This is a genomic window from Suipraeoptans intestinalis (assembly GCF_009696485.1).
Taxonomy (GTDB): Bacteria; Bacillota; Clostridia; order Lachnospirales; family Lachnospiraceae; genus Suipraeoptans; species Suipraeoptans intestinalis.
On sequence record NZ_VULY01000018.1, the window covers coordinates 1,637,682 to 1,650,743 of the forward strand.

13 protein-coding genes are annotated in these 13,062 nt (G+C 48.6%); 9 read left to right on the forward strand and 4 right to left on the reverse strand.

Annotation, left to right across the window (positions count from 1 at the left end):
* The first annotated feature begins 51 nt into the window (after nucleotides 1-51).
* The 4 genes from FYJ34_RS08485 (at nucleotide 52) to FYJ34_RS08500 (ending at nucleotide 5,066) form a co-directional block, all read left to right on the forward strand.
* A complete protein-coding gene (locus tag FYJ34_RS08485) occupies nucleotides 52-1,470 on the forward strand; it encodes an MATE family efflux transporter (RefSeq protein ID WP_173017084.1) in 1,419 nt (472 codons plus the stop codon).
* A gap of 179 nt (nucleotides 1,471-1,649) precedes the next feature.
* Nucleotides 1,650-2,951: a DUF3114 domain-containing protein gene (locus FYJ34_RS08490; RefSeq protein ID WP_154477833.1), complete on the forward strand. Its 1,302-nt coding sequence runs from the start codon at nucleotides 1,650-1,652 to the stop codon at nucleotides 2,949-2,951.
* Nucleotides 2,944-3,585 (forward strand): hypothetical protein, encoded by a 642-nt coding sequence (locus FYJ34_RS08495; RefSeq protein WP_154477835.1) that lies wholly within the window; start codon nucleotides 2,944-2,946, stop codon nucleotides 3,583-3,585. Before FYJ34_RS08490 ends, FYJ34_RS08495 begins: the two co-directional genes overlap by 8 nt.
* A gap of 245 nt (nucleotides 3,586-3,830) precedes the next feature.
* Entirely contained in the window at nucleotides 3,831-5,066 is a 1,236-nt protein-coding gene (locus FYJ34_RS08500) for an aspartate aminotransferase family protein (RefSeq protein ID WP_154477837.1), read from the forward strand.
* Nucleotides 5,067-5,074: 8 nt separating this feature from the next.
* Here the strand turns inward: FYJ34_RS08500 and FYJ34_RS08505 are convergent, their stop codons facing one another.
* The 3 genes from FYJ34_RS08505 to FYJ34_RS08515 all read right to left on the reverse strand — a co-directional run bounded on the left by FYJ34_RS08505 (nucleotide 5,075) and on the right by FYJ34_RS08515 (nucleotide 7,508).
* Nucleotides 5,075-6,061, reverse strand: coding sequence for a lipoate--protein ligase (locus FYJ34_RS08505; RefSeq protein WP_173017085.1), 987 nt, complete (start codon nucleotides 6,059-6,061; stop codon nucleotides 5,075-5,077).
* A 44-nt stretch (nucleotides 6,062-6,105) separates the two neighbouring features.
* On the reverse strand, nucleotides 6,106-7,050 hold the full coding sequence (gene lipA / locus FYJ34_RS08510) for a lipoyl synthase (protein WP_154477841.1): 945 nt from the start codon (nucleotides 7,048-7,050) through the stop codon (nucleotides 6,106-6,108).
* Between the two features lie 89 nt (nucleotides 7,051-7,139).
* Complete coding sequence (locus FYJ34_RS08515) at nucleotides 7,140-7,508, reverse strand: VOC family protein (RefSeq protein WP_154477843.1); 369 nt, start codon at nucleotides 7,506-7,508, stop codon at nucleotides 7,140-7,142.
* A gap of 384 nt (nucleotides 7,509-7,892) precedes the next feature.
* On the opposite strand from FYJ34_RS08515, the gene FYJ34_RS08520 reads away from it, so the two are divergent.
* A complete protein-coding gene (locus tag FYJ34_RS08520) occupies nucleotides 7,893-8,477 on the forward strand; it encodes a manganese efflux pump MntP (protein WP_330582559.1) in 585 nt (194 codons plus the stop codon).
* A gap of 265 nt (nucleotides 8,478-8,742) precedes the next feature.
* Here FYJ34_RS08520 and FYJ34_RS08525 read toward each other — a convergent pair whose 3' ends face one another.
* Nucleotides 8,743-9,078, reverse strand: coding sequence for a helix-turn-helix domain-containing protein (locus FYJ34_RS08525; protein WP_154477847.1), 336 nt, complete (start codon nucleotides 9,076-9,078; stop codon nucleotides 8,743-8,745).
* Between the two features lie 376 nt (nucleotides 9,079-9,454).
* Between FYJ34_RS08525 and FYJ34_RS08530 the strand changes: the two genes are divergently transcribed.
* From FYJ34_RS08530 to ung, 4 genes are all read left to right on the forward strand, one after another.
* Nucleotides 9,455-9,877, forward strand: coding sequence for a LytR/AlgR family response regulator transcription factor (locus FYJ34_RS08530; RefSeq protein WP_154477849.1), 423 nt, complete (start codon nucleotides 9,455-9,457; stop codon nucleotides 9,875-9,877).
* Between the two features lie 172 nt (nucleotides 9,878-10,049).
* Nucleotides 10,050-10,727 (forward strand): response regulator transcription factor, encoded by a 678-nt coding sequence (locus FYJ34_RS08535; RefSeq protein WP_154477851.1) that lies wholly within the window; start codon nucleotides 10,050-10,052, stop codon nucleotides 10,725-10,727.
* Nucleotides 10,724-12,202, forward strand: coding sequence for a sensor histidine kinase (locus FYJ34_RS08540; protein WP_154477853.1), 1,479 nt, complete (start codon nucleotides 10,724-10,726; stop codon nucleotides 12,200-12,202). The genes FYJ34_RS08535 and FYJ34_RS08540 overlap by 4 nt, the downstream gene beginning before the upstream one ends.
* 11 nt (nucleotides 12,203-12,213) lie before the next feature.
* Nucleotides 12,214-12,882, forward strand: coding sequence for a uracil-DNA glycosylase (gene ung, locus FYJ34_RS08545; RefSeq protein ID WP_154477855.1), 669 nt, complete (start codon nucleotides 12,214-12,216; stop codon nucleotides 12,880-12,882).
* The last annotated feature ends 180 nt before the right edge of the window (nucleotides 12,883-13,062 follow it).

Sequence of the window (13,062 nt, forward strand, 5' to 3'; positions counted from 1 at the left end):
AACGGCGGAATACATTCCAAAGAATCATCGGAAGAAATGAGAGGAAGACATATGGAAAGTCAGGAAATGACAAACCGTTTGGGAACAGAAAAGCTGGGAACGCTGATGGTGCGTCTGTCGCTTCCGGCGATCCTGAGCATGGTCACGGCGGCGGTGTACAATCTGGCAGACAGGATCTTTGTGGGACGCATGAACCCGCTGGGTCTGACGGCGATTGGGATCACCATGCCATTTCAGATCATGCAGATGGCGTTTGTCCTGATGATCGGGATAGGCTCTGCCACATTGATCTCCATCGAATGTGGCAGAGGGGACAGAGACAAGGCACAGAGACTTTTGAATACGGCCTTTTGGTATTTTATAGGGATGCAGACACTGGTGACGGTACTGGGGATCGTTTTTATGGATCAGCTGTTCCATCTTTTAAAAGTATCACAGGAAGTCTATCCCTACGCCCGGGAATACACGTGGATCATTCTTCTGGGAGGCGTTCCGGGACTGACAGGGTACTGCCTGAATAACAGTGTGCGTGCCCTGGGGCATGCCAGGTCTTCTATGATCTATGTCATGGTCAGTTCAGGGGTGAACATCCTGCTGGATGCATGGTTTGTCTGGGAGCTTGGCTGGGGAGTCAAAGGAGCCGCGGCCGCCACTGTGCTGTCACAGACACTGGTGACAGTTTTTGTACTGCGGTTTTTCCTCCGGAATCCCATTGCGGAAGGTGGGAGAGGAGGGAAGCTCTTCTTCCTTTCCGCAAAAGAATTCGGCAGGAATCTGGTGGAAATTACCGTCAACGGAATCCCGAATTTTTGTATGCAGTTGTTTGGGACGGTGGTCAATATCTCTTTAAATCAGTTTATCATAAGCTATGGCGGAGATTATCAAATGGCCTCCGTAACCATCATCGCTTCCCTTTCCCAGTTTTTCCTGATGGTGATCTATGGGATCGGGCAGGGGATCCAGCCTATTTTGGGCTTTAATCACGGGGCGGGAAAGCAGGAAAGAGTGAAAGCCTGTCTGATGCTTGCGCTGAAATTTGGAGTGGGCCTGATGCTTTTGATCCTGCTTCTGATCCAGTTGATCCCGCAGGTATTTATTTCCCTGTTTACGGAAGATCAGGCGCTGATCCAAATGACGGTGCACAATGCCAGGATCTATCTGTCCATGCTTCCTCTGGTGGCGGTTCACTCCATGGGAACTACCTTTCTACAAAGTGTCAAAAAGCCCAGGGTAACAACGATCCTGTATATTTTAAGGTATGGTGGGATCCTGCTTCCGGCGCTTCTGATCCTGCCCGGACTTTTGGGAATCGACGGGGTCTACTTGTCCCATGCGGTTTCAGATGGAATCAGTGGATTGGCGGCTGCCGGGGCGATCGGATATTTTCTTGCCAGAGAGAAGGAAGCAGGGCAGGAAACGGCAGAAAAGGCGACGGTGCAAGCAGCAGAGGAGAAACAGCCGAACGAGTGAAGCTGGAAGAGGGGAGAAGAAAAGACAAAGAAATAAAAGACAAGGGAACAAAAAAGAAAGAAAACAAAGAGGAAAAAAGAAAAAGCCGTAAACGAAAAACAAAAATCACAGGAGGCGAAGCTGCAAAAGGGGAAAAGCAGACAGCCGGAGGAAAAGATGGATCAAAGAGAGGGTTTGCTATGAAGAAAAAAATAATCGCAGGGGGACTGATCCTGCTGGCGGCCTGTTTCATCTGGTACCTGTTTGGGGGAAAGAGAGAACTCAGGCAGATGTATGAAGAGACAGCCAAAGAGGAAAAGGTACTGAGCCTGAAGAAAGAAAAGGAAAAATTCTTAAACGCACACAAAAAAGTGTTGGATGCAGAAGAGGCAGAGAAGCTGAAAGCAGTATTGGAAGAGCAGATTGCAAAGCTTCAGGAGGCAGGCTGGTCCTCTAAGGCAGTTGCAGGAGGGTATGTGCATCAGCTGGACACGAAAAAGGATCTTAAGACGGCGCAAGAGCAACTGGAAACCATGTTTGCCGACAGTCAGGTATTTGGCAGTCGGGTATTTCAGGAGCTGTGGCAGAAAGAAGCCAAGGGGATAAAGAAGAAACGGGCCAGGCAGCTGCTGACTTACAGCCTGCAGCTGGTGGGAGCTCCGGAGGAGCTTTCGGGAGAGGAAGAAGAGACCGGACGGCTGGTTGAGAAATTTTCCGACGAATTACAGCCGGATGACTATTTTTGGGGAAGCTTTGCCCGGGTTGTGCAAAAGGCATTTCCCAGGCAGGAGTTGTCCCGGATGGATCCGCTGGCAAAACAGATTCATCAGTTCCGGTATGTGATCTCGGCGCAGCAGGCACAGTGGGTCCGGGAGAATTTCCGGGAGAAAGGGCAGACCGACAAAGATGCGCTGGTGGCCTATCTGGCTGCAAAACGTAAGGCGAAGGAAGCGGTAGATCAGTTTGGACTGGAAGAATTCCGATACTTCGTGGAGTATGATCTGGAGGAATCCTCCCGGCTTCACAATAAGGTGGCCACCTTGCGGGGACAGTCGGGCTCTGTGGTGATTCGCTATCCCAACTATGACACGCTGGTAAACATCAAGATCGTAATGAATTTCCACACCGAATTTATCCTTTCCAGCGAGGGACGGTTTGTCAATGAGCTGGATCCGGAGGGAACAGACACCAACGGGATCATCAACGGAGCTTCCTTTAACTATGCCAACAAAAACAATAAGCTGCACCGAACGCTGGATATCACGCCGGTCCGTGCACACGATCCTGCTTATCGGAAGGCGGTGACCAGGACGGCCGACTACGTGTATCAGGCGCCAAATAATATCCGGACGGAGCTTGTGCAGGTGGGAACGGGAGACTGGAGTGAGTCCTATTTTAACAAGAAGGGCCTCTATTCCTACCAGAAAAAAAGCTGCTCCCAATCTGTAAGAAAAGAGATCAAACGGCTGAAAAAGGCAGTAAAGGAGGCGGCAGATGAGTAAGAGAAAATGGTTGATCACAGGAGTTCTGATTGTGTTTCTGCTGTTGCTGGGTGTGATTGCCTACTGGTTTTTCTGGCCGGAAGAATACTACGAAGAGGTGCATGACCTGAAACAGACTTTTTCGGGAAATCCTGTAAAGGAAATGAAGATCGGAGAAAGTTATGAGGTGGAGGACATGGTGTTTCAGATGGTGGATGAGACACACTTTGTATACACCATAGACTACAGCGGCTATGCCAACCAGAAGGAACTGGAAGACACCAGATGGATCATGGAATCAGAGGATATCTATCCGGAGATCTTTGTGGCAGAAGGAGAATACCACCGGAAGGGGGAAGACATCTTCATCAAGGAGACCAGAGGAATGCAGATCGTTTTTGAAACGGTAGCAGATGTGAAGGAAAAGAAGTATGCAGTGGCAAATGAAGTGTCTTACGCAGCAACCGGATATAATCCGGAGCCGCAGTTTACCAAAAAGGGAAAACACTATGTATTTGACCGGTATCTACTGCAGATGAAGTCTTCGGATAGCTTTGAAAAGCGAGGGAAGCTGGACCGGTATCCGGTATATTCTTCCCAGGAAAAACTGCCGGAAAGCATTCAGCAGTTGCTAACCTCTTATAAGCAGAAATAAGGAAAGAAGCCTTTTGCTGGAGATAGAAAAAGAGGGGGAAATCACCGGCGTATCAGGACGGTAACGGGGAAGGAAGATTAAAATAGTGCAGGAAAAGATAAAAATAGTAAATTGACAGCGGTGTTTCCCTGTGCTATATTGAATGCGTTTAAAAAATGAACAGGAAATGGCAATGGCGTCAGACGATCCCTGCGGGGAGTCTGGCGCTTTTTATATGTTGCCGTTTTAACAAGGAGGCATGGATTATGAGATTGAAGGATACGGGACTTACGGCGCAGGAGATCAAGGACAAGGTGAACACCTATATGATCGAAACCTATGAGCGCTTTGATTTTTTGGCAGAAACAGCAAAGGATCAGTATATGTATGATGAAAAAGGAGAGGCATATCTGGATTTTTATGCAGGAGTTGCGGTAAATTCTGTGGGAAACTGCAACGAAAGAGTGGTGAAGGCAGTACAGGAACAGGCGGCAGCGGTTATGCAGACTTTTAACTATCCGTACACAATTCCCCAGGCGCTGCTGGCGGAGAAGATCTGTACCACCATAGGGATGGATAAGATCTTTTTTCAGAATTCCGGAGCAGAATCCAATGAAGCCATGATCAAGATGGCAAGAAAATACGGGGTGGAAAATTTTGGACCCAACAAATATCATATTGTGACGGCTAAAATGGGATTTCACGGCAGGACCTTTGGAGCCATGTCTGCCACAGGGCAACCGGGAAACGCCTGCCAGATCGGCTTTGGACCGATGACCTACGGATTTTCTTATGCACCCTTTAACGACCTGCAGGCATTTAAGGATGCCTGTACGGAAAACACCATTGGCATCATGATCGAACCGGTACAGGGAGAGGGAGGCGTCCACCCTGCCACCAGAGAATTTATGCAGGGACTGAGAGAATTTTGTGATGAAAAGGGGATTCTTTTGCTACTGGACGAGATTCAGACAGGATGGTGCCGGACAGGCGCTGTCATGTCTTATATGAATTACGGGATCAAGCCGGATATTGTGTCCATGGCCAAGGCCATGGGAGGTGGGATGCCGATCGGAGCCATCTGTACGTCTGAAAAGGTGGCAAAGGCCTTTACCAGAGGATCCCATGGATCCACCTTCGGAGGACATCCGGTCAGCTGTGCCGCCGCACTTGCAGCGGTAGAGGAGCTGCTGGAGAGAGATCTGGCAAGAAATGCCAAAGAGGTGGGGGCTTACTTTGTCAAACAGCTGAGAAAGATCCCCCATGTAAAAGAAGCGAGAGGACAGGGGCTTCTGGTGGGGATCGAACTGGACAAAAGCATTTCGGCAGTAGATGTAAAGCATGCATGCTTTGACAGGAAGCTTTTAGTGACAGCCATTGGAAGCAGTGTCGTAAGAATGGTCCCGCCTCTTGTGGTTACCAGGAAGGAATGCGACAGGGCGGTGGAGATCATCAGAGAAGCCGTGGAGGCGATGGCGCCTGCACAGGTAAAAGCTTCTTAGACGAACGATCAGAACAGTGCTGCTACCAGATCTTCTTTGGTAAGGCCATAGATGGCGGAGGGGGAGGAAAGAGACTGCAGTCTCTTTCGAACCTCTTCTTTTGTATAGGGACAAAGAAGGAGACAGGAACGGATTTCTTCCAGGTCGATGTCTCCGAAAAAGTCCCCGAAGATATGAAGCTGCCGGATCTGCCCTTTTTCCACGTCGATATGGCTGTGGATGGTGCCGGCTCCCGGAAAATATTTCTTTAGATGGAGCTGACATCTGGGGTTGGCGCCAAAAATCTTCTGCGGATTGTCAAACTGTTCCTGCCGGATCAGAAGGATTCGTTTTTGGTCTTCCGTAGTCAGGATATATTCGGTGCCGTCATTGCCCAAAATCCTGTCGATCATGATCGCTTTAAATTCTTCCATGCTAAGCGGCCGGGGCAGGTGTTCCTTTAGATTGGTCACCCGGTCCCTGACCGACTTGATGCCTTTGGAGATGACTTTTTGCGGGTCTACGGTGCTGGCACGTACCATTTCCTCCAGATTCGTATCAAACAGAATGGACCCATGATGAAGGGTACGGCCATTCTTGATGTACTGCGCGTTGCCGGAAAATTTTTTGCCGGACACGACCAGATCATTTCTCCCGTTGAAGGAAGCATCGGCGCCCAGGTCACGGACGGCAGCTACAATCGGCTGGATAAAGCCGGTAAATTCGATGGAGGGGCTGGATGTCCTGTTAGGGGAAATAAAGGTAAACTGCCAGCTTCCCATATCTGTGTAGATCGTGCCGCCGCCGGACAGCCGCCGCACGAGCTGGATCTTTCGGGATCTGGCATAATCCAGATCGATCTCGCTGTAGGTGTTTTGAAATTTTCCCACCATCAGAGTGGGAGTGGTTCTCCAAAACAGGAAGACCATGTCGTCAAACAGCTTTTCGGTCATCAGATAATATTCTAAAGCGAAATTGTAGTAAGGGCTGTTAGAGCCGCTTTCGATGTAAAGCATGAGCAAAACCTCCGATACAAGTACAGATACGGGCATGGAAAAAATTAGAGGGAACCGGCCTCTTTTTTTTGCTTGCAGGCAGAAAAGGCATCCTCCGCCTGATAGGAGCTGCGCACCAAAGGAGAACTGGCAACAAAAGCAAAGCCCTTGTCCAGTCCGACTCTGCGGTAGTGTTCAAAGCGGTCGGGATACACATACTCCACCACCGGCAGGTGCTTCATGGAAGGACGAAGGTACTGGCCGATGGTCAGGATGTCGCAGCCGACAGCAAGGACGTCGTCCATCAGCTTTTCCACCTCCGGAATCTCCTCGCCAAGTCCCACCATGATCCCTGTCTTTGTCAGGAGCCCGCGGCCTTTTTCCTTGCAGTAGCGCAGGACTTCCAGAGAACGTTCATATCGGGCCTGCGGGCGTACCGCAGGATAAAGCCGGGCAACGGTTTCCATGTTGTGGTTGAGAATATCGGGAGAAGAGGCCAGCACAAGATCCAGACTTTCTTTGTCTCCTTTCAGATCGGGGATCAACAGTTCAATGGTGACCTTTGGGTTTTCTCTTCGGACCGCCTCGGTGGTCCGGGCAAAATGCTCTGCGCCTCCGTGGGGAAGATCGTCTCTCGTTACACTGGTGATGACTACATGCTTCAGACCCAGTTCTTTCACAGCATTGGCTACATGATCCGGCTCCTGTGGATCTACGGCATCCGGCTTTCCGCAGGTGACATTGCAGAAGCCGCAGTTGCGGGTACATTGGCTGCCCAGGATCATAAAGGTGGCAGTCTGTTTGGCATAACATTCTCCCAGGTTAGGACAGTTGGCTTCCTTACAGACTGTATTCAAATGCAGGTCGTTCATCAGATGCCGGACCTTAGAAGCGCTGATACGCGCCGCGTGACTGCTTTGATGTAAAAACATGGCTCTTAGCCATTCGGGTTTTCTTTCCATAATCGTCCTCCTTATCTGGGAGCAGATCGTTTTTAGCAGGTACAGCATGACAGGGAAATGAAATGCTGACGAAACTTAAGAAACAATGCCTTCGGTGTAGAGGATCCCCATGTCCGTAGAACAAGGGAAGGGGTGGTTTAGGCGGGCGGCAGGATTTCCAGCCAGTATCCATCCGGGTCGCTGATGAAGTAGATACCCATGGAAGGGTTCTCAAAACAGATGCAGTCCATGTTACTATGATGCCGGTGAGCGGCCTCGAAATCGTCGGTGCGAAACGCCAGGTGGAATTCGTTGTCGCCAAGCTGGTAGGGACGGTCAAAGTCTCTTAGCCAGGTAAGCTCCAGTTGAAAGCTCCCCTCCGGAGCAGCCAGATATACAATGATAAAAGAACCGTCCGGGGCTTCTTTTCTGCGGACCTCCGTCAGTCCCAACGCCTCCTGATAGAAGTGCAGGGAGCGCTTTAGATCAAAAACGTTCAGATTTTCGTGGATCATTTGAAAGTGCATCATCATACCTCATTTCTATGAAATAGAATCGTGTCAGACAACGGGTGTTTCTCTATAATTTATCATGACGGAAGTAAAAAGACAAGAAGCCGGCCTGCCTCTGGCAGATTTTTCTACGGCTTGTGTGATATTGAAAAGCAAACGGTAAACAGTGAGAGGGGGGCGTGGAAAAATGAAAAAAGATGGCAAGAGAAGGAGAAGAAGCGGGAAAATGCGAAAAGAGACGGGAAAAAATCAAAGGAGGAATCAAAGGAAAAGGCGGAAAAGAAAAGATTGACAAAAGAAAAGAAACATGGGAAACTTTTTCGTATGTTATGAGACGGAGAAAAAGAGAGAGGGACGGGCGAAAAAAGCCGGATCCTGGAGATGGCGGGAGGCAGAGAAGTGAAGTGGAGCGTGTTGTTTTTTGTCAATAGTATTTTGCTGGGCGAGGGACTTGCCATGGATGCGTTTTCGGTTTCTTTGGCTAACGGACTGAATGAGCCGAAGATGGGAAGGCGAAAAATGTGTGGGATCGCAGGGATGTTTGCAGGATTTCAGGCGGCCATGCCCATGCTTGGGTGGATATGTGTGCACACGATGGTGCAGCGCTTTCAACTGCTGTCCAGAGGAATCCCCTGGATCGCGCTGCTGCTGCTTTCGTTTATAGGCGGAAAAATGCTGCTGGAAGGGATCCGGGGAGGAGAAGAAGAGGCAGTACAGACAAAACTGGGGCTTTCTGTCTTGTTTCTGCAGGGAGTGGCAACCTCTATCGACGCGCTGTCCGTAGGCTTCACCATTGCCGACTACGGGGCTTTGATGGCGCTGGTCTGTTCCCTTATCATTGCGGCTGTTACCTTTGCCACATCCCTTCTGGGACTGCAGATTGGCCGGCAATTTGGAACAGGGTTTTCCGGCAAGGCCTCTATTCTGGGAGGAGTGATCCTGATTGCCATCGGTGTGGAGATTTTTGTGACAGGAGTATTTTAAAAGATATATTACTGATAAATTCGGGAGAAGTTCTCAAAAATGAAAATCTTCCGGATTTTTTTGCATAATGTCGCTATTCATGTCCTAAAACCATACGGTTGATGGCCAAATAGGTGAAAAACAAGGGAGAATAGGGTATAATCCAAGAAAAAATCGTATGTTTCCAAAACGTATTTGAAGGAAAACAAACCGATACAGAAAGGGCTTTATGAGAAATGACGGCGATCATAAAGCACTGTTTGAGAAAATAGACTGGGAAAACGCATCATTCTGCAGGATCTGACAAAGAAGACTGTATAAATTCCAAGATGCGCAGGATCTCTTCCTGCTTGCGAAGCGGGAGCTTTTCGATCACGTATCTGGCCTGTTCGGCAACCGACATCTCATCAATCTCCGGGTAGACAAAAATATCGCACAAAACGTCCTGGGGAGTGACACCCAGCGCTTTTGCAATGTCGCATACACTCTCCAAGCTGACGTTTGCAGTTCCCTTTTCGATCCGATTGATCAAACTCGGAGAAACATGAATAGAGTCTGCAAGCTTTTTCTGGCTCATTTGTTTTGATTCTCGAATAGATTTAATGCGTGATCCAATCTGCATGAATATATCCAACTCCTTCGCTCTATTATTGTACCAACAGATAGGGAAAATAGAAATTTACAAGTAAGAAACCGGTTTAATAATATTCAATATCAAGAAAAGACAAGAGAGAAAACAAAGAAAAAGAAATAGGATATAATAGGATCAGAATCAGAGAAAAGACGGACTGTCACCATGAAAAAGGACATCTCTTTTGCAGTTCAGCAAACACCGATCGGAATCGACACATCTTTTGAGACAAATCTGATTTTCCAAATGATGTCTGATGGAATGGAGGGCATAGAGGGGGAGCGCTTCTCCCGGAAACATATTTTGGGAGAAGTCTCCAACATTTGAAAGAAAGCGTCGAACACTTAAAGGAGTGAGAGAGAACAAGGTGATAGAGAGGAAGATCACAGAAGAGGAGCAAGAGGCTGTTCAGAAAGAGGGCATAGAAAGAAACAGATGGGTATCCTTGGGACGGATCTACAGAAAGATCAGACAGGAGGATATTGTCTGTATCAGAAAACTCAAGGGCGCCAAATATGTGGAATATGTCATAAAAGAAGAAAGGATTCGGGAAAGGATCAGCATCGCTCTTTTACTGGAAGAACTGGACAAAAAAAGATTTCTTTTGGTAGACAGAGGACATATCGTGAACCTGAAGTATGTGACAGGCATCGGAAAGCGTTCTGTCTACATGGAAGGCGGCGAGGAAATTCCGGTAAGCCGTTCTCAGATGTCATGCCTGAAAAGGGAGATAGAACGATATCTCCGGGAGGGAAGAAGCAGAACATTCCAGGTGAGCCGAGAAAAATAACACGGAATACCAAAAAAGGGGAGTCGGGTTAGGCGGCTCTCCTTTTTACTGGAAGGAAACAAAAAGATTTCACACAAATAACATACTTATCTGTTAAAATAAAAGATTATATGGAAAGGATTTTCAGCAGAAGAAGCTTTCTGCAAAAAGGATAGAAAAAGAGGTGACGCAGATGGAAAAGACAAAGATCCTGGTGGTGGATGACGAGGCAAGGATGAGAAAGCTGGTGGGAGACTTTTTACACCGGGAGGGCTATGTGGTTTTGGAGGCTTCTGACGGAATGGAGGCCATGGAAGTCTTTTATCGGGAAAGGGATATCGGGGTGGTGATCCTGGACGTGATGATGCCCAGAATGGATGGATGGCAAACCTGCAGGGAGATTCGGCAGACATCGGAGGTTCCCATTATCATGCTGACGGCCCGGTCGGAGGAAAGAGATGAGCTGCAGGGGTTTGCAATAGGAGTGGATGAATACATCTCCAAGCCTTTCAGCCCCAAGATCCTGGTGGCGCGGGTAGAGGCCATTTTGCGGCGATCTGCCGGAGGAGGCGGGGAAGTGCTGGACGTAGGAGGCATCGTGATCGACAAGGCGGCGCACCAGGTCAGCATAGACGGAACAGAGGTGGTGCTCAGCTATAAAGAATTTGAACTTCTGACCTATTTCGCCCAGAATCAAGGACTGGCGCTCTCCAGGGAGAAGATCCTGAACCATGTGTGGAATTACGATTACTTTGGAGATGCCAGAACCATCGATACCCATGTGAAAAAGCTGCGCAACAAGCTGGGAAGTAAAGGCGACTATATCAAAACCGTATGGGGAATGGGATATAAGTTTGAGGTGGAGGCATGAAAACACAGAAAAGACAGTCCATAAAAAAGCAGATGCTGCTGGTATTTATCGGGCTGCTGGCATTGTGGGTGGTTGCCCTGATGGTGTTGAACGGAAGGTTTCTGCAGCCCTATTATATCTCAAACAAAAAGAATCAGTTTGTGGAGGTCTACAGACGGCTTCAATTGACAGCAGCCCAGGACAAGATCAAGTGGCAGGATATTCCGGATGATCTTCTCCGGTTCGCGGAAAAATCCAACATTTCTTTTTTGATCATGGGAGAGGATTCCCAGGAGGTGCTGACCAATGTCAACGATAAGGAAATGTTGTACAATCAGCTGCTGGGATATCTGCTGAACCAGACGCAGAAAAAAGGGAAGGTGCTGGCGAGGACGGACGGGTATGAGATCAACCAGTCCTGGGATCCGTGGAATAAAACAGACTATGTGGAAATGTGGGGCAAGCTGAAAAGCGGTCAGACTTTTCTGATCAGAAGTCCGCTGGAAAGCATCAAAGAAAGCGTGGCGGTATCCAATCGCTTTTTGCTTCTTTCGGGAGCGGCGCTTCTTGGAATATCGGCTGTTTTTATCTGGTATTTTTCCAAGAGATTGACAGATCCCATTCAGGAACTGGCAGTGCTTTCCAGACGAATGGCGGATCTGGATTTTGAAGCTAGGTATGAAAGAGGCGGGAAAAATGAGATCGCCGAGCTGGGAGAAAATTTCAACCGGATGTCACAAAGTCTGAAGGAGGCGGTCGCGCAGCTGAAAAGCGCCAATAATCAACTGAAACAGGATATCCGGAGAAAAGAAAAGCTGGAAGAAATGCGAAATGAATTTCTGGGAAACGTGTCCCACGAGTTAAAAACCCCTCTGGCTTTGATCCAGGGGTATGCGGAAGGATTGAAGGAAGGAATCAGCGAAGACGCAGACAGCAGAGACTTTTACTGTGATGTGATCTTGGATGAAGCGGGGAAAATGAACCAGATGGTCCGAAATCTTCTGACGTTGAACCAGTTGGAGTTTGGCAGTGAGGAGACGCCGTTTGAACGATTTGACTTAACAGAGCTGACCAGAGGTGTTTTGCAGAGCATGGAGATCCTGGCGGCGCAGGAAGGGGTTCAGGTAACGGCATCTCTGGAACGGCCGGTGTATGTATGGGCAGAAGAGTTTAAGGTGGAGCAGGTGATCCGCAACTATATCTCCAATGCATTCCACCATGTAAAAGGAGAAAAGCGAGTGAAGGTGGCTATTGAGACGACGGAGGAGAAGGCGAGAGTCCGGGTGTTCAATACCGGAAATCCCATTCCGGAAGAGGATCTGCCGCACATTTGGGAAAAATTCTATAAAGTAGACAAAGCCCACACCAGGGAATATGGAGGAAACGGAATCGGACTGTCTATTGTCAAGGCCATCATGGATTCCTTCCATCAGAATTTTGGCGTGGAAAACAGGGAGGATGGAGTGGAGTTCTGGTTTGAACTGGACAGAAAATAGGAGGAGGAAAAATGGCAGGAATTCAAAACGACTGGCTGTCGCCCTTGTCAAAGGAGTTTGGGAAACCGTATTACCGGCAGCTATTTGAAACGGTGCAGAAAGAGTACCGGACGCAGGTGGTGTTTCCGCCGGCGGAGGATCTGTTTAATGCCTTTCATCTGACCCCGCTGAAAGAGGTGAAGGTGGTCATTTTAGGGCAGGATCCTTATCACAATGTGGGCCAGGCGCACGGGCTTTGTTTTTCCGTGCGAAAGCAGGTACCGATCCCGCCGTCTCTTGTGAATATCTATCAGGAGCTGCATGACGACCTGGGCTGCACGATACCGAAGCACGGCTGCCTGACCAAGTGGGCCGGGCAGGGAGTCCTGCTTTTGAACACGGTACTGACGGTGAGGGCGCATCAGGCAAATTCCCACAGAGGGATCGGCTGGGAGGAGTTTACCGATGCTGCGATCCGGATTTTGAATACACAGGATCGGCCAATGGTATTCCTGCTGTGGGGAAGCCCTGCACAGAGGAAGGCGGCTATGCTGGATAATCCCAGGCATCTGGTTTTGAAAGCGCCCCATCCCAGTCCGCTGTCCGCATATCGGGGATTCTTTGGAAGTCGCCATTTTTCCGCGGCGAACCAATTTTTGGAAAAGAACGGAGAAATTCCCATTGATTGGCAGATTGAATAAACCGCACGAAACAACAGAAGAAAAGCGGATACAAGAACAAGTGTAAAAGAGAGCTACAAAAAAGAAATACGAAAACAAATACAAAAGCAAATACGAATAAAGAAAGTACTTGACAGATACCCCTCTGAGGAATATATTAACAATTGAACAAACATTCATGTGTTCAATTGTTAATATAGA

What these genes read in the sequence shown, in the direction of transcription:
- FYJ34_RS08485 (WP_173017084.1), top strand. Translation starts at nt 52, where the DNA reads ATGGAAAGTCAGGAAATGACAAACCGTTTGGGAACAGAAAAGCTGGGA.
- FYJ34_RS08490 (WP_154477833.1), top strand. Translation starts at nt 1,650, where the DNA reads ATGAAGAAAAAAATAATCGCAGGGGGACTGATCCTGCTGGCGGCCTGT.
- FYJ34_RS08495 (WP_154477835.1), top strand. Translation starts at nt 2,944, where the DNA reads ATGAGTAAGAGAAAATGGTTGATCACAGGAGTTCTGATTGTGTTTCTG.
- FYJ34_RS08500 (WP_154477837.1), top strand. Translation starts at nt 3,831, where the DNA reads ATGAGATTGAAGGATACGGGACTTACGGCGCAGGAGATCAAGGACAAG.
- FYJ34_RS08505 (WP_173017085.1), bottom strand. Translation starts at nt 6,061, where the DNA reads ATGCTTTACATCGAAAGCGGCTCTAACAGCCCTTACTACAATTTCGCT.
- lipA (WP_154477841.1), bottom strand. Translation starts at nt 7,050, where the DNA reads ATGCTGTACCTGCTAAAAACGATCTGCTCCCAGATAAGGAGGACGATT.
- FYJ34_RS08515 (WP_154477843.1), bottom strand. Translation starts at nt 7,508, where the DNA reads ATGCACTTTCAAATGATCCACGAAAATCTGAACGTTTTTGATCTAAAG.
- FYJ34_RS08525 (WP_154477847.1), bottom strand. Translation starts at nt 9,078, where the DNA reads ATGCAGATTGGATCACGCATTAAATCTATTCGAGAATCAAAACAAATG.
- FYJ34_RS08535 (WP_154477851.1), top strand. Translation starts at nt 10,050, where the DNA reads ATGGAAAAGACAAAGATCCTGGTGGTGGATGACGAGGCAAGGATGAGA.
- FYJ34_RS08540 (WP_154477853.1), top strand. Translation starts at nt 10,724, where the DNA reads ATGAAAACACAGAAAAGACAGTCCATAAAAAAGCAGATGCTGCTGGTA.
- ung (WP_154477855.1), top strand. Translation starts at nt 12,214, where the DNA reads ATGGCAGGAATTCAAAACGACTGGCTGTCGCCCTTGTCAAAGGAGTTT.